Annotated in this window: 25 protein-coding genes and 2 tRNA genes; 13 read left to right on the top strand and 14 right to left on the bottom strand. The window is 67.5% G+C overall.

The window, feature by feature from the left end; genetic code table 11:
* Nucleotides 1-174: 174 nt before the first annotated feature.
* The gene (locus AC1Z3O_RS16280; RefSeq protein ID WP_483516733.1) at nt 175-384 is read right to left on the bottom strand and encodes a twin transmembrane helix small protein; all 210 of its coding nucleotides are present in this window, start codon (nt 382-384) and stop codon (nt 175-177) included.
* Between the two features lie 81 nt (nt 385-465).
* Here AC1Z3O_RS16280 and AC1Z3O_RS16275 point away from each other — a divergent pair, with 81 nt between their 5' ends.
* The 5 genes from AC1Z3O_RS16275 (at nt 466) to AC1Z3O_RS16255 (ending at nt 4,775) form a co-directional block, all read left to right on the top strand.
* Entirely contained in the window at nt 466-1,233 is a 768-nt protein-coding gene (locus AC1Z3O_RS16275) for an SURF1 family protein (RefSeq protein ID WP_483516732.1), read from the top strand.
* A 19-nt stretch (nt 1,234-1,252) separates the two neighbouring features.
* Entirely contained in the window at nt 1,253-1,927 is a 675-nt protein-coding gene (locus AC1Z3O_RS16270) for an SCO family protein (protein WP_483516731.1), read from the top strand.
* Between the two features lie 31 nt (nt 1,928-1,958).
* Nucleotides 1,959-3,062: a COX15/CtaA family protein gene (locus AC1Z3O_RS16265; RefSeq protein ID WP_483516730.1), complete on the top strand. Its 1,104-nt coding sequence runs from the start codon at nt 1,959-1,961 to the stop codon at nt 3,060-3,062.
* Nucleotides 3,059-3,994: a heme o synthase gene (locus AC1Z3O_RS16260; protein ID WP_483516729.1), complete on the top strand. Its 936-nt coding sequence runs from the start codon at nt 3,059-3,061 to the stop codon at nt 3,992-3,994. Before AC1Z3O_RS16265 ends, AC1Z3O_RS16260 begins: the two co-directional genes overlap by 4 nt.
* 154 nt (nt 3,995-4,148) lie before the next feature.
* Nucleotides 4,149-4,775 carry an SCO family protein gene (locus AC1Z3O_RS16255; protein ID WP_483516728.1) on the top strand — a complete coding sequence of 209 codons (627 nt, stop codon included), beginning with the start codon at nt 4,149-4,151 and terminating at the stop codon, nt 4,773-4,775.
* Between the two features lie 105 nt (nt 4,776-4,880).
* Here the strand turns inward: AC1Z3O_RS16255 and rpoH are convergent, their stop codons facing one another.
* A complete protein-coding gene (gene rpoH / locus AC1Z3O_RS16250; RefSeq protein WP_483517630.1) occupies nt 4,881-5,759 on the bottom strand; it encodes an RNA polymerase sigma factor RpoH in 879 nt (292 codons plus the stop codon).
* A gap of 394 nt (nt 5,760-6,153) precedes the next feature.
* Here rpoH and AC1Z3O_RS16245 point away from each other — a divergent pair, with 394 nt between their 5' ends.
* Nucleotides 6,154-7,032 carry a pirin family protein gene (locus tag AC1Z3O_RS16245; RefSeq protein WP_483516727.1) on the top strand — a complete coding sequence of 293 codons (879 nt, stop codon included), beginning with the start codon at nt 6,154-6,156 and terminating at the stop codon, nt 7,030-7,032.
* 49 nt (nt 7,033-7,081) lie between these two features.
* Here AC1Z3O_RS16245 and ybiB read toward each other — a convergent pair whose 3' ends face one another.
* The 4 genes from ybiB to AC1Z3O_RS16225 all read right to left on the bottom strand — a co-directional run bounded on the left by ybiB (nt 7,082) and on the right by AC1Z3O_RS16225 (nt 12,543).
* Nucleotides 7,082-8,095, bottom strand: a complete 1,014-nt coding sequence (gene ybiB, locus AC1Z3O_RS16240; protein ID WP_483516726.1) for a DNA-binding protein YbiB — start codon at nt 8,093-8,095, stop codon at nt 7,082-7,084.
* Nucleotides 8,096-8,240: 145 nt separating this feature from the next.
* The gene (locus AC1Z3O_RS16235; RefSeq protein WP_483516725.1) at nt 8,241-10,748 is read right to left on the bottom strand and encodes a penicillin acylase family protein; all 2,508 of its coding nucleotides are present in this window, start codon (nt 10,746-10,748) and stop codon (nt 8,241-8,243) included.
* A gap of 103 nt (nt 10,749-10,851) precedes the next feature.
* Entirely contained in the window at nt 10,852-11,664 is an 813-nt protein-coding gene (locus AC1Z3O_RS16230; protein ID WP_483516724.1) for a helix-turn-helix transcriptional regulator, read from the bottom strand.
* Nucleotides 11,665-11,886: 222 nt separating this feature from the next.
* Nucleotides 11,887-12,543, bottom strand: a complete 657-nt coding sequence (locus AC1Z3O_RS16225; RefSeq protein ID WP_483516723.1) for an ANTAR domain-containing response regulator — start codon at nt 12,541-12,543, stop codon at nt 11,887-11,889.
* A 217-nt stretch (nt 12,544-12,760) separates the two neighbouring features.
* Here AC1Z3O_RS16225 and AC1Z3O_RS16220 point away from each other — a divergent pair, with 217 nt between their 5' ends.
* Together AC1Z3O_RS16220 and maiA are read left to right on the top strand one after the other, a co-directional pair.
* Nucleotides 12,761-13,462 (top strand): fumarylacetoacetate hydrolase family protein, encoded by a 702-nt coding sequence (locus tag AC1Z3O_RS16220; RefSeq protein ID WP_483516722.1) that lies wholly within the window; start codon nt 12,761-12,763, stop codon nt 13,460-13,462.
* 6 nt (nt 13,463-13,468) lie between these two features.
* Entirely contained in the window at nt 13,469-14,113 is a 645-nt protein-coding gene (gene maiA, locus AC1Z3O_RS16215) for a maleylacetoacetate isomerase (protein WP_483517629.1), read from the top strand.
* A gap of 63 nt (nt 14,114-14,176) precedes the next feature.
* On the opposite strand, the gene ftsY is transcribed toward maiA, so the two are convergent.
* Nucleotides 14,177-15,346, bottom strand: coding sequence for a signal recognition particle-docking protein FtsY (gene ftsY, locus AC1Z3O_RS16210; RefSeq protein WP_483516721.1), 1,170 nt, complete (start codon nt 15,344-15,346; stop codon nt 14,177-14,179).
* 60 nt (nt 15,347-15,406) lie between these two features.
* On the opposite strand from ftsY, the gene AC1Z3O_RS16205 reads away from it, so the two are divergent.
* The 5 genes from AC1Z3O_RS16205 to AC1Z3O_RS16185 all read left to right on the top strand — a co-directional run bounded on the left by AC1Z3O_RS16205 (nt 15,407) and on the right by AC1Z3O_RS16185 (nt 20,109).
* Nucleotides 15,407-16,948 carry a M16 family metallopeptidase gene (locus tag AC1Z3O_RS16205; protein WP_483516720.1) on the top strand — a complete coding sequence of 514 codons (1,542 nt, stop codon included), beginning with the start codon at nt 15,407-15,409 and terminating at the stop codon, nt 16,946-16,948.
* Between the two features lie 19 nt (nt 16,949-16,967).
* Nucleotides 16,968-18,338, top strand: coding sequence for a M16 family metallopeptidase (locus tag AC1Z3O_RS16200; RefSeq protein WP_483516719.1), 1,371 nt, complete (start codon nt 16,968-16,970; stop codon nt 18,336-18,338).
* Nucleotides 18,339-18,390: 52 nt separating this feature from the next.
* Nucleotides 18,391-19,050, top strand: coding sequence for a 16S rRNA (guanine(966)-N(2))-methyltransferase RsmD (gene rsmD, locus AC1Z3O_RS16195; protein ID WP_483516718.1), 660 nt, complete (start codon nt 18,391-18,393; stop codon nt 19,048-19,050).
* Between the two features lie 250 nt (nt 19,051-19,300).
* Nucleotides 19,301-19,786, top strand: coding sequence for a pantetheine-phosphate adenylyltransferase (coaD, locus tag AC1Z3O_RS16190; RefSeq protein WP_483516717.1), 486 nt, complete (start codon nt 19,301-19,303; stop codon nt 19,784-19,786).
* A 62-nt stretch (nt 19,787-19,848) separates the two neighbouring features.
* Nucleotides 19,849-20,109 (top strand): YfhL family 4Fe-4S dicluster ferredoxin, encoded by a 261-nt coding sequence (locus tag AC1Z3O_RS16185; protein ID WP_483516715.1) that lies wholly within the window; start codon nt 19,849-19,851, stop codon nt 20,107-20,109.
* 82 nt (nt 20,110-20,191) lie between these two features.
* On the opposite strand, the gene pth is transcribed toward AC1Z3O_RS16185, so the two are convergent.
* From pth to lolB, 7 genes are all read right to left on the bottom strand, one after another.
* The gene (gene pth / locus AC1Z3O_RS16180) at nt 20,192-20,782 is read right to left on the bottom strand and encodes an aminoacyl-tRNA hydrolase (protein ID WP_483516714.1); all 591 of its coding nucleotides are present in this window, start codon (nt 20,780-20,782) and stop codon (nt 20,192-20,194) included.
* 195 nt (nt 20,783-20,977) lie between these two features.
* Nucleotides 20,978-21,592 carry a 50S ribosomal protein L25/general stress protein Ctc gene (locus tag AC1Z3O_RS16175; protein WP_483516713.1) on the bottom strand — a complete coding sequence of 205 codons (615 nt, stop codon included), beginning with the start codon at nt 21,590-21,592 and terminating at the stop codon, nt 20,978-20,980.
* A gap of 155 nt (nt 21,593-21,747) precedes the next feature.
* Nucleotides 21,748-22,701: a ribose-phosphate pyrophosphokinase gene (locus tag AC1Z3O_RS16170; RefSeq protein ID WP_483516712.1), complete on the bottom strand. Its 954-nt coding sequence runs from the start codon at nt 22,699-22,701 to the stop codon at nt 21,748-21,750.
* 99 nt (nt 22,702-22,800) lie between these two features.
* Nucleotides 22,801-22,877 (bottom strand) — tRNA-Gln (locus AC1Z3O_RS16165).
* Nucleotides 22,878-22,913: 36 nt separating this feature from the next.
* A tRNA-Gln gene (locus AC1Z3O_RS16160) sits at nt 22,914-22,990 on the bottom strand.
* 56 nt (nt 22,991-23,046) lie between these two features.
* The gene (ispE, locus tag AC1Z3O_RS16155) at nt 23,047-23,922 is read right to left on the bottom strand and encodes a 4-(cytidine 5'-diphospho)-2-C-methyl-D-erythritol kinase (RefSeq protein WP_483516711.1); all 876 of its coding nucleotides are present in this window, start codon (nt 23,920-23,922) and stop codon (nt 23,047-23,049) included.
* Nucleotides 23,919-24,524, bottom strand: a complete 606-nt coding sequence (gene lolB / locus AC1Z3O_RS16150) for a lipoprotein insertase outer membrane protein LolB (RefSeq protein ID WP_483516710.1) — start codon at nt 24,522-24,524, stop codon at nt 23,919-23,921. Before lolB ends, ispE begins: the two co-directional genes overlap by 4 nt.
* Nucleotides 24,525-24,569 lie beyond the last annotated feature (45 nt).

Genomic DNA, 24,569 nt, shown 5'->3' with positions numbered 1-24,569 from the left:
CCGCCGGCGCACAGGCAAGCGCATAAGACAAAAAAGCAAGCGCCGCAGGCAGGCTGGATTCCTGCGGCGCTTGCTTTTTTGCGCTGGCATGCAGCGCGGATGCCGCGGATAGCGCGGCAGCGGGGGCGTCAGCGGGCGGCGTCAGCGGTGGTGTCGATTTCCGGCGCCGGCCGATCAGGGCCCCATGCGGATGCCAGTGCTCTGGATCCATCCCATCCAGTGCGAGAACAGGATGAACAGGAACAGCGCCACCGAGAAGCCCACCCGGAACATCAGCGAGCGCATCATATTGGGCGTCTTGCCGCGATCCCGCATCATGAAGAAGAGCGCGCTGGCGAGACTGCCGATGATCAGGATGAAGGCAATGACGATGACGATGCGCATAGCAGGTGGCGGCGACCGGTTTCGGCAAGGCGAAAGCGTTCATTATGGCACCGGCTGCGGCCGTACTGTGAGGGGCTCGCGATGAGCGCCGGCTTCTTTCGCCCGGTGCCGACGGTCGCCGCCGTGATCGTGATCGCGCTGACCTGCGCGCTCGGCAACTGGCAGCTCAACCGCGCGCATGAGAAGGTCGCGCGCGCCGCGCGCCTGCAGGCACAGGCCGCCGCGGCACCGCTGCTGCTGACGCCGGCGCCGCTGCAAGCGTCCCCCGACCTGGCCGAGCGGCATGTGCGCGTGCGCGGCCGCTTCGATGCCGCCCACACGGTGCTGCTCGACAACCGTCCGCACGGTAACGGCGTGGACACGCGCGCCGGTTTCCTCGTGCTGACACCGCTGCGCATCGCCGGCGAAGGTGCCGATGCGGGCAAGCCGGGGCAGGGCGCCAGCGTGCTCGTGCTGCGCGGCTGGCTGCCGCGCGACGCGCAGGACCGCAGCCGCATCGCGCCATTTCCTACCCCGGACGGCGAGGTGGTGATCGAGGGCACGGCACTCGCCGCCGTGCCAAAGGTCTACAATCTGGGCTCCGCCAGCGAAGCCGGCCAGAGGATCCGCCAGAACCTGGATCTCCCGGCCTATGCGGCGGAGCTTGGCGTGATGTTCCAGCCACTGGTGCTGGAGCAAAGCAACGAGACAGGAGACGGGCTGGCGCGCGACTTGGCGCCGGCCGACTTCGGCGCCGACCGCCACTACGGCTATGCCTTCCAGTGGTTCGGGCTGGCCGCCCTGACCCTGGTGCTGCTGCTGGCACTGGGCTGGCGGCGCACCCGCATGGCGGCGCCGGCACAAGAATAACGGATGAACTGAACGACACATGCAAACGCAAGATCCCATCTCGGCGCGGGCGGCAGAGCTTGCCCAGGCGGCCTCCGGCAAATCGCCGGGGTCGCGCATCGATGCGCGCACGCGCAGCGGCCGCCTGCAGATGTTGTTCCTGCTGCTGGTCTGCGCGTCGCCTGTGATCGCTTCCTACCTGACCTACTACGTGTTCCGGCCCGCCGGCGGCACCACGAACTACGGTGCCCTGATCGATCCGCAGCGGCCGCTGCCGGCCGTAGCAGTGCGCGACGAACGCGGCATGCCGGTGCCCCTCGAACGATTCAAGGGCAAGTGGCTGCTGCTGAGCGTGGATTCCGCCACCTGCGATGAAGCCTGCGCCAGGAAGCTGTTCACTGCGCGCCAGCTGCGCGCGGGCCAGGGCGAAGCGCGTGAGCGCATCGTGCCGGTGTGGCTGATCACCGACGACGGCGCCGTCGACCCGCGGCTGTCCGCGGCCTACAACGAGCCCTATGCGGGCACCCGCTTCCTGCGCATCGATGCCGACACGGTGCGCCGCTGGCTGCCTGCCGAGGCCGGCGGCCGCATCGAAGACACGTTGTTCCTGGTCGATCCGCTCGGCAATCTGATGATGCGCTTTCCCAAGGATCCTGACCCCAAGGGCGTCAACTCGGACCTGAAGAAGCTGCTGAAGTACTCCCGCATCGGCTGACCATGCGACCGATGCGACTCCCGTTTTTCCCATGCTGATCCAACTTGCCACCATCGGGGTTCTGATCGCCCTGATCCCGATTTCCTACGTGCTCGTCAAGGGCGACCGCAACAAGTACCGCAAGCTGGTCTGGATCACGGCCTTCCTGACGCTGGACCTGATCATGTTCGGCAGCTTCACCCGCCTGACCGACTCAGGGCTGGGCTGCCCGGACTGGCCCGGCTGCTATGGCCACTCCAACCCCCATGCGGCCACGGAGCCGATTCGCGCTGCCGAGACCGCGCTGCCCAGCGGGCCGGTGACGCTGGCCAAGGCCTGGATCGAGATGATCCACCGCTACTTCGCCATGGCCGTCGGCGTCCTGATCATCACCCTGGTGGTGCTGGCCTGGGTCAAGCGCCGCGAACTGCGCCAGTCGCCCTGGTTCGCCAGCGCCGTGCTGCTGCTGGTGTGCGTGCAGGGCGCCTTTGGCGCCTTCACCGTGACCTTGAAGCTGCAGCCCATCATCGTCGTCACCCACCTGATGCTGGGCATGGCCCTGCTGGCCTCGCTGATCTGGCTGGGTTCGCGCAACGACCCCTTGCACCCGGTCGGGGCGGGGGCCGGCCCGCTGCGCTGGCCGGGACGCATCGCACTGCTGCTGCTGGTCGCGCAGATCTTCCTGGGCGGCTGGGTGAGCACCAACTACGCGGTGCTCGCCTGTACCGACTTCCCGCTCTGCAACGGCCAATGGATTCCGCAGATGGACTTCCGGCACGGCTTCACGCTGTGGCGCCAGCTCGGCATGACCGCGGACGGCGACTATATTCCCCATGCGGCGCTGGTGGCCATCCACTGGGTGCATCGAGGCTTTGCCTTCGTGGTGATCGCCTTCCTCGCCTGGTTCGGCACGCGCGCGCGCCGGGTGGCGGGGCTGGAGCGTGCGGCCGGCTGGCTGCTGGCGGTGCTGGCGCTGCAACTGGCCACTGGCCTGTCCAATATCGTGCTGGACTGGCCGCTGGTCGCCGCGGTGGCGCATAACGGCGGGGCGGCGGTGCTTCTGCTGCTTCTGGTCCGACTCAATTACAATATAGGGCTCGCGACCCGGCCTGCCGGTGCCGCCACCGGCGCCGCGACCGCCGCGCGCGCGACATGAAGGACAAAAACCCCCCCGTGGCCACAGCTACCCAACCCCATCCAATCAGCCGCATGCGCCACATGGCGCGCCAGTATGCGGCACTCACCAAGCCGCGCGTGACACAACTGGCCGTGTTCTGCGCCATCATCGGCATGTTCCTGGCCACGCCCGGCATGGTGCCCTGGCCGGTGCTGCTGGGCGGCGCGGCCGGCATCTGGCTGCTGGCGGGGGCCGCCTTCGCCATCAACTGCCTGGTGGAGCAGAAGATCGACGCCCTGATGCGGCGCACGGCCTGGCGCCCCTCGGCCACCGGCGAGATCAGCACGACGCAGACCCTGGTGTTCTCCGCCGTGCTCGGTGGCGCAGGCATGTGGCTGCTGCACGTCTTCACCAATGACCTGACCATGTGGCTGACGGTTGCCACCTTCGTCGGCTATGCGGTGATCTACACCATCCTGCTGAAGCCGGCCACGCCGCAGAATATCGTGATCGGCGGGCTTTCCGGCGCCATGCCGCCGGCCATCGGCTGGGCCGCGGTCGCCGGCACGGTGCCCGCCGAGGCCTGGTTCCTGGTGCTGATCATCTTCACCTGGACGCCGCCCCACTTCTGGGCGCTGGCGCTGTATCGCCGCGCCGACTACGCCAAGTCCGGCCTGCCGATGCTGCCGATCACCCACGGCGAACGCTTCACGCTGCTCAATATCCTGCTGTACACGCTGGTGATGATCGCGGCCACGCTGCTGCCGTTCATCTATGGCATGAGCGGACTGATCTACCTGGTGGCGGCGCTGGCGCTGGGAGGCGGCTTCCTGTCCTACTCGTGGCGGCTGTACTGCAATTACTCGGACGAACTCGCCCAGCGCACCTTCCGTTTCTCGATCCTCTACCTGTCGCTGCTGTTCGCCGTGCTGCTGGTGGATCACTATTTCAAGTTCGTGCTGCCGCTCTGATAGCACAGTGTCCAGACGCGACAATTTGTCGCGTCTGGACGCGTCCCCGCGCGAATGCGCGATACTCGCAGGTGTGAGGGACCGCTCCGGGAGGCGCATGACGCACCCGATTGCTCCGCAGCGGTCTGCCCCGATTCATCCGACCACACGCGCCATGTTCAAGCCTCGCCCCTTCCCGCTCCCCTCCCTGTTCGGCAATCTGCGCCGCCATGCCGTGCTCGCGCTGCTGGCGCTGATGCTGGCCGCTTGCGGCCAGTCCAGCCCTAAGTTCGACAACATCGACATCACGGGGGGCAGCGAATTCGGCAAGGACTTCAGCCTGGTCGATCACCACGGCAAGGTGCGCACGCTGGCGGACTTCAAGGGCAAGGCCGTGGTGATGTTCTTCGGCTACACCCACTGTCCCGATGTGTGCCCCACCACGATGGCCGAACTGAAGGCCGTGATGGAGTCCCTCGGCCCGGATGCCGATCGCGTGCAGGTGCTGTTCGTGACCGTCGACCCGGAGCGTGATACCCAGCAACTGCTGGCGCAGTACGTACCGGCCTTCGATCCCCGTTTCCTGGGCATGCGCCCGGCCGACCAGGCTGCGCTGCAGAAGGTCACCAAGGACTTCAAGGTCTATTACGCCAAGGTGCCGGGTACCTCGCCGAACAACTACACGATGGACCACTCGGCGGGCAGCTACGTGTTCGACCCGCAGGGGCGCTTGCGCTTGTTTATCCGCCACGGCCAGGGCCCCGCCCCGATCGCGCACGACCTCAAGCTGCTGCTGTCCTGACGCCGGCGCCGCGGCAGGGAAAAAGGACAGAGGAAAAAAGAAAGGGCCGGTCATCGACCGGCCCTTCGCACTCGTGGCGGCTGCCCGCGCTGGCGCGGGCGGGGATCAGGCGAATGCCTGCAGCGCGCCCTTCATCTTCTTCATCGCCGCTACTTCGATCTGGCGGATGCGCTCGGCGGACACGCCGAATTCGGCGGCCAGCTCATGCAGCGTCGCGCCGCCAGAGCCGTCGTCGTTCACCTGCAGCCAGCGGGCTTCGATGATGCGGCGGCTGCGCTCGTCGAGCTTGGCCAGCGCCTCTTCGAGTCCTTCCACCTGCAGGCGGTCATGGCGCTTGGCCTCCATCACGCGGGTAGGCTCGTTGTGGTTGTCGGCCAGGTAAGCGATCGGCGCGAACTCCTCTTCGCCATCGTCGACTTGCCCTTCCAGTGCGAGATCGCCACCCGACAGGCGGGTTTCCATCTCCATCACTTCCTCGGGCTTGACGTTGAGCTCGCGCGCAACCGCCTCGACCTGCTCCGGCGTGAAGGTGTTGTGGGCTTCCTGCTTATGGCTGCGCAGGTTGAAGAACAGCTTGCGCTGGGCCTTGGTGGTCGCCACCTTGACCATGCGCCAGTTCTTCAGCACGTACTCGTGGATCTCGGCCTTGATCCAGTGGATGGCGTAGGACACCAGGCGCACGCCCTGTTCGGGATCGAAGCGCTTGACCGCCTTCATCAGGCCGATATTGCCTTCCTGGATCAGGTCGGCGTGCGGCAGGCCGTAGCCCAGGTACTGGCGCGCTACGGACACGACCAGGCGCAGGTGAGACATCACCAGCCGGCGTGCGGCGGCGACGGAATCATGATCGCGCAATTCGCGCGCGAGATGCTGCTCCTCTTCCGGGGAGAGCATCGGGATACGGTGGACAGCCTGGATATAGCTGTCGAGATTGCCCAGGTTGCCAGGGACGGCCAGCGCAAGGCTCGCGCCGCGCTGCGGCATGGCGGGCAGGCGGGTGTTTTGGATCGGATCGGCAGACAGGACTGCGTTCACTAATGGGCTCCTTTCGCATCCGGCAGGCGGGCTGCCGGGGGTGCGGCTCCAGGAGGGACCGCACTGCATTGCAACAGATATTAGCACTCAAGCTGATTGGCTGCTAATTCGACGTGCAATGAGGGTAAATAGTTCCAGACGATTGAGTTTAAAAATTCGATAGCGATCTGGCTATGTGTTTAATCGTGCACCTCGCGCAAGGCGCGGCGCGCGCACGCCTAGCATTAGAGCAGGTCCGGGCCCTGCGGTTCTGTGCGCCAGGACAACATTCCGGGGCGGGCCGTCTACACTACGGAAGAGCCACTTCGCCGTCGTGCGCCCCCCCATTTCCCCAGGAGGATCTATGTCTGTGATCGAACACCTGCTCAATCCCCATGTGCGGGATCTGGGCGATTTCACCGTGCGCCGCGTGCTGCCGGCGGCGGCGGCCCAGACCGTCGGGCCCTTTATTTTCCTGGACCACATGGGCCCGGTGGCGATGCCGCCGGGCAAGGGCGCGGACGTGCGTCCGCACCCGCATATCGGGCTGGCCACGGTGACCTACCTGTTCGAGGGCGAATTTGTGCATCGCGACAGCCTGGGCAATGAGCAGGTGATACGCCCGGGTGACGTCAACTGGATGACAGCAGGCAGCGGCATCGTCCATTCCGAGCGCTCGCCGCAGTCTGAGCGGCAGGCCGGTCCGCACCTGCATGGCATCCAGACCTGGGTGGCGCTGCCCAAGGCGCATGAGAACGCGGAGCCGTCTTTCCACCACTTTTCCGCCGCCAGCCTGCCGCATCTGAAGCTGCCGGGCGTGCACATGACGGTGATCGCGGGGGACGCGTTCGGTACCGTGTCGCCGGTGCATGTGTTCAGCCGCACACTGTATGTGGCCGTCGACATGGAAGCCGGCGCGACGCTGGAGATCCCTCCGGAGCATGTGGAGCGTGGCGTCTATGCCGTGGACGGCGGCGTGGAGGTCGACGGCGAGCCGATCCCGGCCGAGCACCTGGCGACGCTGCTGCCGGATGAAACGGTCACGCTTTCGGCCATCGCGCCGGCGCGCGTGATGCTGCTGGGCGGCGATCCGCTCGACGGGCGGCGCTTCATCTACTGGAACTTCGTGGCGAGCAGCAAGGAGGCCATCGAGGCGGCCGCCCAGCGCTGGGAGGACAACCACTTCCCTGCGGTGCCCGGCGAGACCGAGCGCATTCCGCTGCCGGCGCGCCGGCCGTCCTGACACAGGGACCGGCCGCACGGCGGCACGGCAGCAGGGCCTCAGGGCAGGGTCAGAGCGGGCTGGCCCAATTGACGTGTGCGCCCTCGCGCAGGCAGGCGCCGATGGCCTCGACCTGGGCTGCGATCGGCGCCGGCACCGGCGTGGTGCCATCCAGCACGGCGCGGATCCAGTCCGCGGTCTGCTCCACGCTCGTACCCGCAGGCAGGTCCGGCACCTCGCCGATCGAGCCGGCGGCGGCTTCGACCAGCGTGCGCTGGTGCCCATCGTGCAGCCAATCGATGCGCCCGCCGCGGCGGGCGTCCGCCACCACCTCGCCTTCGGTGCCGCGCGCAAGCAGCACATTGGCCGGCTCCTGGGAGAAGAAATCGGTCAGCGTTTCGCGGTACTCCGGGTGGGTGTAGCTGTACAGGCGCAGCGCCTCGGCCGGGCTGTGCCCGCCCACCGGCTGCAGCAGCTTGACAACGGTGTGCGCTGAATTGCGCAGGCCGATCATGTCGCGCTTGTCCAGCAGCCGCGCCAGCGCCGGCGACAGCACGTCGATCGGCAGCACGGCGAGCGGCGCGCCCGGACCGCGCAGCCGCGCCGTTGCGTCCTGCGCGCTGGCGCACAGCGGCACGCCCAGCGCCTCGAACAGGGCGAGGCTGGTGATGCGGCCGGCGAATTGCCGGATGCCGTGCACCAGCACCGGCGTGCCGGCGCGTGCCAGCAGCATGGCCAGCAGCGGCACCAGGTTGGGCTGCTTGCGCGCGCCGTTGTAGCTGGGCACCACCACCACGGGCGTATCGGGCGGCGCGGCCAGCGGCGCGCAGTGCGCATGGGCGGCCTCCAGCATGCCGCCCAGTTCGTGGGGCGTCTCGCCCTTGATGCGGTAGGCCATCAGGATGGCACCCAACTCGATATCGGAGACTCTTCCGGCGAGCATGGCGTCGAACAGGGTACGGACGTCATCGCGCGGCAGCGCGCGGGCGCCCTGGGCGCCGCGCCCGATCTCCTTGATGTACTTCGCGGCGGGGAACGGCGTATCGGGGCTGGGGGGGCTGGCGGGGGTGGCAGGCTGGGTCATGATGCGGCGCAGGAGGAGGGTTTGCGCTTCATGATAGCGGAGCACGCGCCGCAGTGCGGCGTGAAAACGCCGCCAGGCAGGCCGGGCGGCGTTGTGTTGCTGGCAGGGCGGCGCGTGCAGCGCCCGCCCGCCTGCCGTGGGGGGATTACTCCCTCAGCGTGACCGTGCGGAAGTCCGGGTTGCCGGTGATTTCCGCCTCGGTGAACGGCATCTTCGTCCAGCGTTTGGCGGCGTATTCCTTCGTGTAGTCGCCGTTGTGCGCGGAGGCGGGGTCGTCGGAGAGCGAGAAGGTCAGGAAGGTATGGGTCTCGACCTTGCCGTCGGCGAAGCTGACGATCTGCATATAGCTGTTGCCGTTCGGATCGCCGTCCATGCTGTAGCCGCCCTGCTGGATGCGGTTCTCCGAGCATGCGATGGTGAAGTAGCCCGGGCCGCCGCAGCCGCCGAACAGCCGTACCTTCTGGCCTCCGCGCGTGGCGAACAAGGTGTCGCCGCGCGGCGCATCCGGCGCGAAGCCGCTTTGCTGCACCTTCAGCACGGCGGCGCCGAAGGCCTGCTGCAGGGCGGTTGGGTTGTCGGTCTTCAGGCCGCGGGGCGTGCGCATTGCATCGTTCGGGTCGAACTGCACGGTGTACAGCTTGCTGGCCGGCAGCAGGCTGACTCTTGCCCAGAACTCGTCCCAGATGTGGGCGCCACGGGCCTCGGTGTTGCCCGTGTTGTTCCAGGCGCGCAGCACCTCACAGGCCTGAGCGATGTCGACATTGCTCGCCGCGAAGGACTCATTGGTCAGCGGGTCGCTGCTGATCGAGATCTGCGGGGCCGTGCAGACTGCGGCGAGCGCATCGTCCTTGAAAAGCTCGGCCGTCAGCACGCGGCTGTTGAGCACCATCTGCTTGACGCTGTCGACCGACGCCTTGGCGGGGCCGTAGCCATCGGTGCCGTCGATGCGCTGCTGGGCCAGCAGGTGGCCCATGCGCGTGCGCATGCTGAGCGCGGCGCCACTCGCACCCGCCGGTCCGATGATGTCCGGGAAGCCGGTCAGCGGCGCCTTCGGATTGCTCATCCAGTAGCTGTCGTTCATGTTGGCGACGTAGTCGTCGCGCAGAAGGCTGGGCATGCGCGCCGGGCCGATCGCGCCCTTCTGCACGGAGTCCGCGTCGCTCTGCCAGTCGCAGGCGCTGCGCGAGCCATCGAGGACCGGCACGCGCGGCAGCGCCGACGCCAGCGCCGGTGCGACGGCGGCAGCGCAGGAGCGGAGCAGGTCGGGCGAGGCGTTGGGCATGGCGCCGATGTCGGCATACCAGGCCTGCTGGCTGCCGCGGCCGATGGCAACGGTGTTGACCCACGGAATCGCCGCTTCCTCGCGCTGGATGGCGATGAACTCGTCGAGCGACTTGGCACGGTTCCAGCGCAGCCAGTTGCGGAAGGTACGGAAGTTGTCGGCGTTGATGTCGCGGATGGCGAAGGCCATGGACTGGCTCCACGCCAGTGCCGGGTTCAGCAGGCCGAGATTCACCAGCGGGCCGTATTCGCTCCGGTACAGCGTGCGCGAGACATTGGACAGGCTGCCATCCGGCTGCTTGACCTGCACCGTGATCGGCACGGCCTTCATCTTCACCGGCTGCCCGTCGCGCAGGTAGCTGGTGGGATCGCCAGAGGCCAGCGTGAGCTGGAAGAAGCCGAAGCGCCGCGCGGTGGAGACGGTATGGCTCCAGGCGACGTCTTTGTTGAAGCCGATCAGGATGACCGGGATGCCGAGGAAGGAGGTGCCGCTGACATCCACTGTGCCGGGGATGGTCAACTGCGCCTGATAGAAGCGGTCGGGGCCACGCCAGTACCAATGCGGATTGCCGAACAGCAGCGGTGCGCCGGTGGCGCTGCCGCCGGTGCCGAAGCCGATCATATTGCTGCCCACGCCCTCCTTGCCGCCCACCTGCAGCGCCGGTTCGCGCGTGCGTTGGGCCATCAGGCGCAGCGCGGCGCGCGAAGGCGCACGCGCGACGGGCGCCGCGGACGGCGGCACAGCATTGGCGATGTTGGGCACGAAGTTGCTGTAGCCGCCGGCGAGGTTCGCGGCGTACATGCGCCGATAGACGTCCTCGGGCCGGATCGCCGTGACCCAGGGCTGTCCGGCGCATGCCGCGTGGGCGCCGCCGTTGGCGCCGAGGTCGCGCAGATAGCGGTTGTAGCCGGCGGTGAAACCCTTGACCAGCGCCTGCAGTTCGGCCGGCTGGGCATTGGTCATGGCCTGGATGGTGTCGTCCGACAGGATGTGCCGGTGGAAGAAGTCAGAATCGATGTTCCTGGGCCGGCCGATGGTGCTGCTGGCCACCAGTTGCTGGCTGGCGCCGAAGTAGCGCGAGCGCTCGCCGCGGTAGGTCAGGAAAGAATCGGCCATCGTGCACAGATTGTCCTGTGCCTGCGCGTAGCCGTAACCGTAGCCGAGTCCGCTCCAGTCATTGGCCTTGATGTGCGGCACGCCCATGGTGGTGCGGCGGATCTCGGCCTGGAAGGCCGCCTGCGCCGTTTCCGGGGTGCCGGGCGTAGCCGGCGTGTTGCCGGCGCTGTTGTTGTCATGGCCGCCGCATGCTGCCAGCATGGCGAGGGCGAACGCAGACAGCGGCATCCAGCCGCGCGCGTGAAGTCGCTTCATCTCGATTGTCTCCTTGTCCCTTCTTCTAGTTTTTGCGCCGCCTTGCGTGGCGTGCGGGGGACATCTTAGGAGAGCTCCGGGCGTCTCCGATTGAACGCCGCGGCTACGCGACCTGCGGCGCTGCAGCAAGCCAGGCGTCTTGGCGGCCGGATTGCGCCGCGCTGACTTCGACCTGGCGGGCGTTGGCCAGGAAAGATGGCGCGAGGCCGAAGTAGCGCTGGAAAGTGCGGCTCATGTGCGCCGAGTCGGCGAAGCCGCCGGTATGCGCGACCGCCGTCAGGTCGCAGCCGCTGTGCAAGTGCGCGACCGCGCGCCGTATCTTGGCCCACAGCAGGTAGCGCGTGAGCGACAGCCCGGTCTGGTCATGGAACAGGTGCCGCAGGCGGTCGGGCGACAGGCGGGCGGATGCCGCGAGTTCTGCCAGCGGAACCCGGCCCGCCGCGGCACGCAGCTGGCTCAGCACGGCGGCCACGCGCCGGTCCAGCACGGTGCGCGGGCGCGGCGCCAGCGTGCCGACCAGCCCGGCGGCCAGGGCATGCAGGCCGCAAGGGTCGAGCTGGCCGTGCAAGGCCCCGTCGAACAACTCACGCGACCGGCCGAAGCGGCGCACGTCGATTGCCTGGATGGCCATGCCGCCGGCCACGCTTGCGAGGGCGCGCGAGTCTGCCGAGGCCGGGTCGAGATTGAGGGAGATCAGGCCGTGGCCGTCGGTGTCCAGGCGCCGCGCCACATGGGGCGCGACCAGCGCGGCGCGATAGCGGCGCGGGCGCCCGTCCGCCGGCACCAGCGTGAACGGTCGCCCGCTCACCGAGATCAGCAGCGTGAACGAGGAACGGGCGGTCAGGCCGGACTGGATGGCCGGCGTGACGTACAGGAAACAGTCATCCCAGAGATGAAGAAAGCTGCGTGACGGCACGTGGTGCTTCCCCTGGCAGGCGTCGAGCGCACATTCTCATGATTGCGCGCCATTCAGGCAAGAACCCGATCGGGTGGTGCCGCGCCGGCCGCCGCGAGGCGCGCGCAGAGTGGGGCGGGGATGGCGGCCGCGGCGCCATCCTTGTGCGTCGCACCAGCGCGGAGCGGTCCAAGGCGGTCCAAGGCGGTGCAGTGCCGGCCGGCACGGGGCGGGCGAGCCGCTTCAGCCCATCACATCGATCACGCGCTGCGCCGCTTCCACCAGCTTCAGGCCGCGCTCCATCGCCATGCTGCGCAGCCGCTTGTAGGCCTCGTCCTCGCTGATGCCGCGCGCCTGCATCAGCAGGCCCTTGGCCCGTTCCACCACTTTGCGCTCGGCCAGCTTGAGCCTGGTGGCATCCAGTTCCGCGCGCAGCTTCTGGTCGAGCTCGAAGCGCGCGTAGGCCACGTCGAGCACGGTCTTGACGCGCTCGGCGCGCAGGCCGTCGACGATATAGGCGGTGATACCTGCCGACAGTGCCGCCTTGATGCGCTCGGTGTCGTCGTTGTCGGTAAACAGCACGATGGGGCGCGGCGCGTGCTGGGTGGACACGCAGACATGCTCCACGGTGTCGCGCGCGGCCGATTCCGAGGCGATGATGATCAGGTCGGGCTGGCGCGCCTGGACCACCTCGGGCAGGCGCGGGTCGGCGTCGACCGTCTCCACATCGGTGAATCCTGCTGTGGCCAGGCCGGCGCGGATGGTCTCGACGTTCAGCGGGGTGGTGTCGTGCGGATCGCGTACCAGCAGGATGCGCAGCGGCCGGGCCGCTGCGGCGGGCGCGGCCGTGAGGGGCGTGGTGGCCGCCTGGTCGGCGGCGGGGTGGCGATGGCGGGTCATGGCGTCGAAGGGGCTTGGCGATCCTCAAGCAATTTTCGCGCCGGGAGTGGGGTGGCAATGTCTGGTAATGCCTTACGTATTTTCCCGTACTCATCATACCTCTCCTGGGCTGCCCGGCAGCACGGGTGTATGCTGTTGCCCTGCCGCGCGGCGGGGCGCCTGATGGCGAAGCGGGTACCGGCGCGCGGCCGAGCATAGAACAAGCCTGGAGAGATGCATGACCGAATTCGTATTTGCCCCGCCGGCGCCCGTTGGCGTTCCCGTGCGCGGCAGTAACGCCCGCTTCCCCGTGCGCCGCGTGTATTGCGTGGGCCGCAACTACGCGGCGCACGCGCGCGAGATGGGCTCGGACCCCGATCGCGAGCCGCCGTTCTTCTTCTGCAAGCCGTCCGATGCCGTCAGCTACGTGCCGGACGGTGCACAGGGCGAGTTCCCGTACCCGCAGGGCACCGCCAATTGCCACTATGAGATCGAGCTGGTGGTGGCGATCGGCAAGGGCGGCAAGGACATCCCCGTGGAAGACGCCGCCGGGCATGTATTCGGTTATGCCGTGGGCCTGGACATGACCCGCCGCGACCTGCAGAACGAGTCGAAGAAGACCGGGCGTCCCTGGGAGACCGGCAAGGCCTTCGACCGCTCCGCACCCATCGGCCCGATCGTGCCGGTGTCGGCCATCGGCCACCCGGAAAAGGGGGCGGTGACCCTGGGCGTGAACGGCGCCGAGAAGCAGCGCGGCGACCTGTCGGACCTGATCTGGTCGGTGCCTGAAATGGTGGCCTACCTGTCCCGCCTGTTTGAACTGCAGCCGGGCGACCTGATCTTCAGTGGCACCCCCGAAGGCGTCGGCCCCGTGGTCAAGGGTGACGTGATGCAGGGCCATATCGACGGCGTCGGCGACCTCGCCGTCAAGGTGGTCTGAGCCATGCTGAAGCTCTATAGCTATTTCCGCAGCTCCGCCTCTTTCCGCGTGCGCATCGCGCTGCAACTCAAGGGCCTGCCCTATGAGTACGTGCCCGTGCATCTGCTCAAGGAAGGCGGCCAGCAGCTCAAGCCGGAATACCGCGCGCTGAATGCAGACGCGCTGGTGCCGACGCTGCTCGACGGCGACCACGCGCTGGCGCAGTCGCTGGCCATCATCGAGTACCTCGACGAGACCCATCCCGAGCCGCCGCTGCTGCCGGGCGATGCGCTGGAGCGCGCCTATGTGCGTTCGCTGGCGCTGGAAGTCGCCTGCGAGATCCACCCGCTCAACAACCTGCGCGTGCTGAAGTACCTGAAGCACACGCTGGGCGTGTCCGAGGAGGCCAAGGACGGCTGGTACCGCCACTGGGTGGAGGAGGGCTTCGCGGCGCTGGAGACCAACCTGGCGCGCAGCGGCCGCGTCGGCCGTTTCTGCCTGGGCGATACGCCCACGCTGGCCGACATCTGCCTGGTGCCGCAGGTCTTCAATGCCCAACGCTTCAATGTCGACGTGGCTCGCTTTCCGACCATTGCGAAGATCCATGAGACCTGCATGGCCATGCCGGCATTCGAGAACGCGGCGCCCAAGGCCCAGCCCGATGCGGAGTGAGCGCGGGCTTCAATGAAAAAAACCCGGCATCTGCCGGGTTTTTTTCTTGGGCACGCAGGGGGTTCAGCCCAGCAGCGCGTCGGCGAACTCGTCGGCCTTGAAGGGCTGCAGGTCTTCCACCTTCTCGCCGACGCCGATGAAGTAGACCGGCACCGGACGCTGGCGCGCGATGGCGGCGAGGATGCCGCCCTTGGCGGTGCCGTCGAGCTTGGTCACCACCAGGCCGGTCAGGCCGAGTGCGTCGTCGAAGGCGCGCACCTGCGCCAGGGCATTCTGGCCGGTGTTGGCGTCGATCACCAGCAGGACCTCATGCGGCGCGGTCGGCATGGCCTTGGCAATCACGCGCCTGACCTTCTTCAGCTCCTCCATCAGGTGCAGCTGCGTGGGCAGCCGGCCCGCGGTGTCGGCCATCACGATGTCGATGCCGCGCGCGCGCGCCGCGTTGACCGCATCGAAGATGACCGCGGCCGGGTCGCCGCTTTCCTGCGCGACCACGGTGACGTTGTTACGCTCGCCCCAGATCGTCAGCTGCTCGCGTGCGGCCGCGCGGAAGGTATCGCCCGCGGCCAGCAGCACCGACTCGCCATAGTGCTGGAAGTGCTTGCACAGCTTGCCGATGGTGGTGGTCTTGCCGGCGCCGTTGACGCCCGCGATCATCATCACCAGCGGCTGCTCGCGGCCCAGCTCCATGGTCTTCTCGAGCGGGCGCAGCAGTTCCGTCAGCAGCGTGCGCAGCGCTGCCTTGACGCCCTCGCCGTCCTCGATGCGCTCGCTCTTGACGCGGCGGCGCAGCTCGCCGAGCAGGTATTCGGTGGCCTCGACGCCGGCATCGGCCATCAGCAGCGCGGTTTCCAGCTCCTCGAACAAGGCCTCGTCGACCTTGACGCCGAGGAACAGCGTGCCGATGTTGCGGCTGGTCTTGGACAGCCCGACGCGCAGCCGGCGCATCCAGCCCTGCTTGGCCTCAGCAGTCGGAGGGGGCGGCGCAGTCAGTTCGTAGGCGTCGCTGGTGGCTGCGGGCTCGGGCGCCGAAGCCGGCGCGGGCGGCACGAGATGGGCGGGGGCCGGGCTCGGGGCCGGCAGCGCCACATCGTCGCGGACCACCGCCGCCTGGGCGGCCGGGGTGGCCTGCTGGGCCGGCGCGGTCACGGGTGCCGGGGCAGGCGCGGCGGCCGGCGCCTCGGCGGGCGCAGGAGCTGGCTCCGCCTTGCGCTTCTTCCAGAAACTAAACATTGGGAATGAGGTCAATACCCCGGTAGAATCAACCGGCAAAATTCTAACAGACGGGGTCGCATGAACCATTGCGCTGCCAAGTCCCGGACGGGTGCCGCCCGTGCCGTTTCCACCCGTTCCCGTGCGCTTCCGGTCGATGCCGGAAGGCTGGTCCGGCGTCTCATTCCCACCCTGCTGGTCGCTGCGCTGCCCTGGTGCCTGCCGACGGCGTACGCGCAGGACGTGACCCAGCAGGACGTGCCCCAGCAGAAGGCGACCATGCCGGCGGCTGCGCCAGCCGGGGCCGCCACGCCTTCCGCGGCCGGCATCACCGAGTTCAAGCTCGCCAACGGCCTGCGCGTGATCGTCAAGGAAGACCACCGCGCGCCCACCGTGATGCAGCAGATCTGGTACCACATCGGCGGCATGGATGAGGTGACGGGCACCCTGGGCCTGTCCCACATGCTCGAACACATGATGTTCAAGGGCACGCCAAAGGTCGGGCCGGGCGAGTTCTCCAAGCAGATCGCCGCGCTCGGCGGCCGCGAGAACGCCATGACCAACCGTGACTTCACGCTCTATTACCAGCAGATCGGCAAGCAGTACCTGCCCAAGGTGATGGAGCTGGAGGCCGACCGCATGGCCAACCTGATCATCAAGAAGAGCGACTTCGACAGCGAGATGAAGGTCGTGATGGAGGAGCGGCGCATGCGTGTCGACGACTCCGCGCGCGGCACCGTCTACGAGCAACTGCTGGCAGCCGTCTTCACCGCCGCGCCGTACCGCCATCCGGTGATCGGCTGGATGAACGATCTGGTGAACATGCGCGTCGACGACGTGCAGGCCTGGTACCACCAATGGTACGCGCCCAACAATGCAATGCTGGTGGTCGCCGGGGACGTCGATCCGGCCCAGGTCAAGGTCCTGGCCGAGCGCACCTACGGCAAGCTGAAGCCGCGCACGCTGCCGCTGCGCAAGGACCAGCTCGAGGCGCCGCAGATCGGCGTCAGGCGTATCTGGGTCAAGGCGCCGGCCGAGAACCCCTATGTGGTGATGGCCTACAAGGTGCCGCGACTGCGTGACGTCGAGAAGGACGTCGACCCCTACGCGCTGGAGGTCCTGGCTGCCGTGCTCAACGGCTATGACAACTCACGGCTGCCGCGCGAGCTGGTGCGCGAGCAGCGCCTGGCCGATGACGTCAACGTCGGCTACGACAGCATCAACCGCGGCGAGTCCATCTTCGTGCTCGACGGCACGCCAGCCAAGGGGCACACCACCGAGGAGATCCAGCGCGCGCTGATCGCGCAGGTCCAGCGCATCGCCAAGAACGGCGTCTCGCCCGAAGAGCTCAAGAGAGTCAAGGCACAGGTGGTGGCCGGCCAGATCTACAAGCGCGATTCGGTGGCCGGGCAGGGCATGGAGATCGGCGTGGCCGAGATGTCGGGCATTTCCTGGCGCGAGCTCGATCCCATGCTCGACCGCATCAAGGCGGTCACGCCCGAGCAGGTGCAGGCCGTCGCCGCCAAGTATTTCAGCGACGACAACCTGACCGTGGCAACGCTGCTGCCACAGCCGATCGACCCCAACAAGCCCAAGGCCGCGGTTCCCGCGGACCTGCGCTGACCTGCACTGAGGAGCCACGATGCACTCGTCCGTCCCGGCACTTCGGTCGCCGCAACTGAACCGCTGGCTGCGCCAGGCCCTGCTCGCCGTTGGCGGCGCGCTGGCGCTGCTCGGCGCCACCGTCGCGCAGGCCGCCCTGCCCATCGAGCACTGGACTGCCTCCACCGGCGCGCAGGTCTATTTCGTGCCCAGCCCGTCGATCCCCATGCTGGACATCAACATCGACTTCGACGCGGGCAGCCGCTATGACCCGCCGGGCAAGTCCGGCCTGGCGACGCTGACCGCGGCGCTGCTGGACAAGGGCACGGCGAGCGTCGATGGCCAGCCCGCGCGCGACGAAGCCCAGATCGCCGATGCGTTCGCCGACACCGGCGCCGGCTTCGGCGGCTCGGCCGGCAGCGACCGCGGCGGCATCGGCCTGCGCACGCTGACGGCGCAGCCCGAGCTGAAGCAGTCGGTCGACCTGGCGGCCCAGCTGATCAAGGCCCCGACCTATCCGGATGCCGTGGTCGCGCGCGAGAAGCAGCGCCTGATCACCGCCATCCGCGAGGGCGATGCGCGTCCCGAGGTGATCGCGGACAAGCGGCTTTCCAAGGCTGTCTATCCCACCCACCCCTATGGTGTGACGGCGACCGAGGCTTCGGTCAATGCCATCACGCGTGACGACCTCGTCCGCTTCTGGCGTGACAAGTACTCGGCATCGCGCGCCGTGGTGACGCTGATCGGCGCCATCGATCGCAAGCAGGCGGAGGATCTCGCCGAGCGCCTCACGCGCGGCCTGCCCGCCGGCGCGACGCCGCCGGCGATGCCGCAGGTGCAGATGGTCATCCCCGCCAGCGAGCAGCGCATCCCGCATGCGGCGCAGCAGGCCACGGTGCTGCTCGGCCAGCCCGCCATCGCGCGCGGCGACCCCGATTACTTCGCGCTGCTGGTCGGCAACTACGTGCTGGGCGGTGGGGGGTTCAGCTCGCGCCTGACCAATGAGGTGCGCGAGAAGCGCGGCCTGACCTACGACGTCGAGAGCTACTTCGCGCCCAGCAAGCAGCCCGGTCCGTTCGCCATCAGCCTGCAGACCAAGAAGGCGCAGACCGACGAGGCGCTGGCACTGGTGCGCAAGGTGCTGGCGCAATATGTGGCCGAAGGTCCCTCCGACCAGGAACTGAAGGCTGCCAAGGACAACCTGGTCAACGGCTTCCCGCTGCGTATCGACAACAACCGCAAGCTGCTGACCAATGTGTCCAATATCGGCTGGTACGGGCTGCCGCTCGACTATCTCGACACCTGGACCGCGCAGATCGCCAAGGTCACGCGTGAGCAGGTCAGGCAGGCGTTCCAGCGCCACGTCCATCCGGACGCCATGGCCACGGTGATCGTCGGCGGGCCGAACTGATCACAGGCCGCGGCAGACGAACGGCCGCGGCCGCAAGCTCTACAATCACGGGATGAATTCGCGTTCCCGTCCTCCCGCTGCCACCGGTACGCCGCCCGCCCCGCGCGGGCGGCGTGCTTCCGTCTCATCTTCTGCTTCCGCGGCGCCGCGCCGCACGCCGGCGCAGGTCCGGATCATCGGCGGGCGCTGGAAGCGCACGTCGCTGCCAGTGCTCGAAGCCGAGGGGCTGCGCCCCACGCCCGATCGCGTGCGGGAAACCCTGTTCAACTGGCTGGGCCAGGACCTGACGGGGCTCGCCTGCCTGGACCTGTTTGCCGGTTCCGGCGCACTCGGCTTCGAGGCCGCGTCACGCGGCGCCGCCCAGGTCACGCTGGTCGAGGCCAATCCGCGCGTGGCCAAGCAGCTGCGCGACAACCAGTACCGGCTCGATGCCACCCAGGTGCAGATCATCCAGGGCGATGCCTTCGGCGTCGCCGCACGGATGCCTACCGCCGGCTTCGACGTGGTCTTCCTCGACCCGCCTTTCGCCGAGGACTGGCTGGGCCCGGCGCTGGAGCATGCCGCGCGCCTCTCGCGGCCGGGCGGCCTGGTCTACGTCGAGACCGACAAGGCCCTGACGGGGCCGGAAGTGCCGGTGCCTGCCAGCCTGGAGCTGCTGCGCCATGCGCGCGCCGGTGCCGTGCATTTCCACCTGCTGGCACGCCGTTCGTAGCCGGCGCGCCCGTCACGGCTCTCGCCGGCAGCCTCTTCCGCCTGCGGGAGCCCATCGCGATTCATGAAGTGGGTTTCCCGCCGCAATTTTTTGTAATGGCCTTTTCTGCTGCGCCGCCGCGAAACTGTCTGCCAGACGGCTTCCAAGCAGCGGATTTAGCGTTACACTACGCCGCTGTCGCTAACGCTCGCCACGCAGCAGACCAAGTGGCCCGGGACAGGGCCGGCAGCGGGCAGAACAAGGAGGAAGTATGGTCGTCGCGGTCTATCCCGGCACGTTCGATCCCATGACCCGGGGACACGAGGATCTCGTGCGCCGTGCCTCGAACATCTTCGACGAGCTGGTGGTGGGGGTCGCCCAAAGTCCCAACAAGCGCCCGTTCTTTGCGCTGGACGAGCGCATCGGCATCGCTCGTGAGGTGCTGGGCCACTACCCCAATGTGCGCGTGGAAGGCTTCTCGGGGCTGCTCAAGGACTTCGTGCGCAAGAACAACGCGCGCGTGATCGTGCGTGGCCTGCGCGCCGTGTCCGACTTCGAGTACGAGTTCCAGATGGCGGGCATGAACCGCTATCTGCTGCCGGACGTCGAGACCATGTTCCTGACGCCCTCGGACCAGTACCAGTTCATCTCCGGCACCTTCGTGCGCGAGATCGCCGTGCTGGGCGGGGATGTGAGCAAGTTCGTCTTTCCCTCGGTCGAGCGTTGGCTGCAGGAAAAGATCGGCAAGACGGAATAAAATACGATTTTGAGACGGACATGGCCAGCACGGCGGGTCCGTCGTGCTGCAGAGGAAATGCCATGGCGCTGATGATCACCGACGACTGCATCAACTGCGACGTTTGTGAGCCCGAGTGCCCGAACGAAGCGATCTCGATGGGGCCGGAGATTTACGAGATCGATCCCAATAAGTGCACCGAATGCGTGGGGCACTTCGACGAGCCGCAGTGCCAGCAGGTCTGCCCGGTCGCGTGCATTCCGCGCGACCCCAACCGCGTGGAATCGCACGAAGTGTTGATGCAGCGCTATCGGCTGCTGACGGCCGCCAAGCACGCCACCTAGGCGGCGCTTGCCTGCATCGCATGAAAAAACCCGCCGAGAGGCGGGTTTTTCTTTGGGGCCACGCGGCGCGTGTCAGGGCCCATCAGCGGCCCGTATGCAACTCCATCATCGCGCGTTCCGACTCGCCCTTGGCCAGCAGCGCCAGCGGTGCGAGGCAGCGGTCGATGGATTCGTCGATGGCCTGCTGTTCCTCGCGGCGCGGCGGTTTCAGCACGTAGTTGACCACGTCTTCGCGCCCGCTGGCCACGTTCTGGCTGCGCGGGTGGCCCACGCCGATGCGCAGGCGCCAGTAGTCCTGCGTGGTCAGGTGGGCCGAGATGTCCTTCAGCCCGTTGTGCCCGCCGGCGCCGCCGCCGCGCTTGAGCTTGACCGAGCCCGGCGGCAGGTCCATCTCATCGTGCGCGACCAGGATCTCGTCGGGCAGGATCTTGTAGAAGCGAGCCAGCGAGACCACTGACAGGCCGGAGCGGTTCATGAAGGTGGAGGGCTTGAGCAGCCAGATGTCCTGGTCCCACAGCCGCGCGCGCGCCGCCAGCCCGTGGAAGCGGCCTTCCACGCGCAGCGTCGCGCCGCCCTGGCGGGCGAGCTGGTCGACCAGCCAGAAGCCCGCATTGTGGCGGGTGGCCTCGTATTCCGCCCCGGGATTGCCGAGGCCGACGATGAGCTTGATCATGCTGATAGCGGTACTACGGTTCGGAATGCGTTCGGGAGGGCAGCCTTGCCGGCTGGCAGGCGCCAAGCATACGCGAAAAAAAACCGCCGGGCACCGGCGGTTTTCTTGCTGGAAGCGGCGGGGAAAGCCGCCGGAGCACGTCCGGCGCGCCTTCCCGACACCTTCCCGGCGTCAGCCAGGCTTGCCTTTGACAGCTTAGGCAGCCGGGGTTTCGCCAGCTTCGCCGCCTTCGGCGGCTTCCGATGCGGCACCGGCCGGCAGCGTGATGCTGGCGATGGCCGGGTTTTCGTCACCGTGGGTGATGGCGGTCACGCCCTTCGGCAGGGTGACGTCCGACAGGTGCAGGGTCTGGTTCAGTTCGGCCTTGCCCAGATCCACTTCGATGAACTCAGGCAGGTCGGCCGGCAGGCACGACACTTCCAGTTCGTTCGCGATGTGGTTGACGATGCCGTGGCCCAGCTTCACGCCAGGAGCGGTTTCCTGGTTGATGAAGTGCAGGGGCACCTTCACGTGGATCTTCTCGGTGGCCGACACGCGCTGGAAGTCGACGTGCAGTACCATCGGCTTGAACGGGTGCATCTGGAAGGCGCGCAGCAGGGCCTTCTCGGTCTTGCCAGCCACTTCCAGCTCGAGGATCGACGAGTGGAAGGCTTCCTTCTTCAGGGCGTGCCACAGCGCGTTGTGATCGAGTTCGATCATCTTTGGTTCGGCGGCGCCGCCGTAGATGATGCCGGGGGTCTTGCCCGAATTGCGCAGGCGGCGGCTCGCACCCGTACCCTGTACGCTACGCTCGAAAGCGATGACTTTCATGAAATGCTCCAAAAGTAAGAAGGGCCGTCCGCGACCAGACAGCCCTGGTTAAGGTCATCGGCGAGAGTTTGCCAATGACCGATGCAACGGATGCATCGTCTTCGCCACGTTTCCGGCAAAAAGATGCCGAAAACGCAGCAAAGCTTTAAATTTTATCAGGAATCCGCAAACAGCGACATGATGGAGTCGCCCTTGACGATGCGGGTGAAGGTCTCGGCCAGCAGCGGCGCCGTCGACAGCTGGCGGATCTTGCCGGTCTGGCGGGCATCGTCGCGCAGGGGGATGGTGTCGCACACCACCACTTCGTCCAGCGCCGATTCCGCGATGCGGGCAGCAGCGCCGCCGGACAGCACGGGGTGCGTGCAGTAGGCGAACACGCGCTGGGCGCCGCGCTCCTTCAGCACCTGGGCCGCCTTGCACAGCGTGCCGCCGGTGTCGATCATGTCATCCATGATCACGCAGTTGCGGCCGTCGACTTCGCCGATGATGTTCATCACCTCGGCCACATTGGCCTTGGGGCGGCGCTTGTCGATGATGGCCAGGTCGCAGTTCAGCTGCTTGGCCAGCGCGCGCGCGCGCACCACGCCGCCGACGTCGGGCGAGACCACCAGCAGGTCGCCGTAGTTCTTCTCGCGCAGGTCGCCCAGCAGCACCGGCGAAGCGTAGATGTTATCGACCGGGATATCGAAGAAGCCCTGGATCTGGTCGGCGTGCAGGTCCATCGTCAGCACGCGGTCGACGCCGGCGACTTCCAGCATATTGGCCACCACCTTGGCCGAGATCGCCACGCGCGCCGAGCGCGGGCGGCGGTCCTGGCGGGCGTAGCCGAAGTAGGGCATGGCGGCGGTGATGCTGCGTGCCGAGGCGCGCTTGAGCGCATCGACCATCACCATCAGTTCCATCAGGTTGTCGTTGGTCGGCGCGCAGGTCGACTGCAGAACGATGACGTGCTTGCCGCGCACGTTTTCCTGGATCTCGACCTGGACTTCGCCGTCCGAGAAACGGCCCACCAATGCCTTGCCCAGCGGAATGCCGAGGTGCTGTACGACAGCCTCCGCGAGTTTGGGGTTGGCGTTGCCGGTAAATACCATCAAGCCTTCGCTGCTCATTCGGGGCACCTGTCTTGCTGCTGGGGAGGGAAAGGAGTTGCTGTCGGCCAGTGCCGGCAGTCAGTCTTGCGGGTCCGTGGGGACACTATAGGAATGTAATGGCAGGGGAGGAAGGATTCGAACCCTCGAATGCCGGAATCAAAATCCGGTGCCTTAACCGACTTGGCGACTCCCCTACAAACCGGATCCGCGAGGACACGGTAGGGATCTAATGGCAGGGGAGGAAGGAATCGAACCCTCGAATGCCGGAATCAAAATCCGGTGCCTTAACCGACTTGGCGACTCCCCTACACAACCGGGCCCGTTCTTCGTCGCACCAACAGCGTGCCACGCCGAACGAAAAACTTACTTCGCGAACGCTGCGAGCGGGTGTTGTGCCAGACTTCTCACACACCTGCCGTCCCACTCGGGCGGCAACCGTTCCAGGACCTGCTGCGCAGTCGACGCGTCAGTATAACGCGCAAACACGCAGGCTCCGGAGCCGGTCATCCTTGCATGGGGACTGTATTGTCTCAGCCATTCAAGGGCTCTGGCGACCTCGCCGAACTTCGCTGTTGCTACCGCTTCCAGGTCGTTGCGACCGAAAGCGAATTTGTTTTCACAAGCAGCGAAGACCGCAATTATGGAGATGGGTGTATTCCTTGTCAAGCGCTCATCCGAAAAAATCGCGGCAGTCGGCACGTGCTGCTTCGGATGGATGATCACGAACCAGCTTTCCGGCAGCGCGATCGGGCTTAATTGCTCGCCTACGCCTTCAGCGAAGGCATTTTCGCCGAAGAGGAAGAAGGGCACGTCGGCGCCGAGCGCCAGGCCCAGCCGCATCAATTCCGCACGCGGCAGGTCCAGCCCCCACAGCCGATTCAGTGCGAGCAGCGTGGTGGCTGCGTCGGACGAGCCGCCGCCGATGCCGCCGCCCATCGGCAAGCGCTTGTCGACGGCGATCTCCACGCCGAAGCGCGTGCCGGTGGCCTGTTGCAGCAGGCGCGCCGCGCGCACCACCAGGTCGGATTCGGCGGGGACGCCGGCGATCTCGGTGGTGCGCATGACGGCACCGTCGTCGCGGCGCAGGAAGTGCAGCGTGTCGTTCCAGTCGACCAGCTGGAAGGCGGTCTGCAGCGTGTGGTAGCCGTCCGGGCGTCGGCCCGTGACGTGCAGGAACAGGTTGAGCTTCGCCGGCGCGGGACAGTCGCGCAGCTCGGCGGGCGGCAGGGCAAGGTTCATGGCTTGTTTTCGGGGTCGAGTACCAGGCGCACGGAAAGCGGGTGGTCGCCGCCGTCCCTGGCCAGGTCGATACGGCGCGGCAGCGCGGCCGCCGGCGCGGCGACGGCCGCATCCTGCCAGGAAACGTAGCGGACAGTCCAGCCATCCTGCTGCAGGGTGGACAGGCGTCCTTGCTCGTCGCGCGTGGCGGCGGCGGGGCGGCCACGGGCCGGGCGGGCATGCAGCCAGTCGCGCAATCCCGTGACTGGCAGTGAGAAGCCGAGCGCGTCCTCCAGCAGAGAGTCCACCTCGGGCGCGTTGCGCGGCGGCTGGTTGGGGAGGTCGAGCGTGGCGCCCGACGGCGTGGCCGTGACGATGGCCAGCGTCTGGCCGAGCGGCGAGATCAGGTCGAGCCGCACATTGCGGCCCTGCTCCTGCCAGCGGAAGCTGCCCGTCACGCCTTCTTCGCGGCCGTAGCGTACGTAGTTGGCGGCGAAGCGGCCGCTGTATTCGCGCAGCTGGGCAGTCTCGGCATCGAAGCTGCGGCTCGGCGCGAGGCTGGCACAACCTGCGAGCCAGAGCGGCACGAGCAGGCAGGCGAGGGCGAGGCGGGATCGGAGCATGTGGTCATGGGCAGGCCCACGCGGGTGGCGCAGGCCGCCGGTCCG

The organism is Cupriavidus sp. 09_S30 (assembly GCF_056930435.1).
This window is presented reverse-complemented; position numbering and strand designations above follow the sequence as displayed.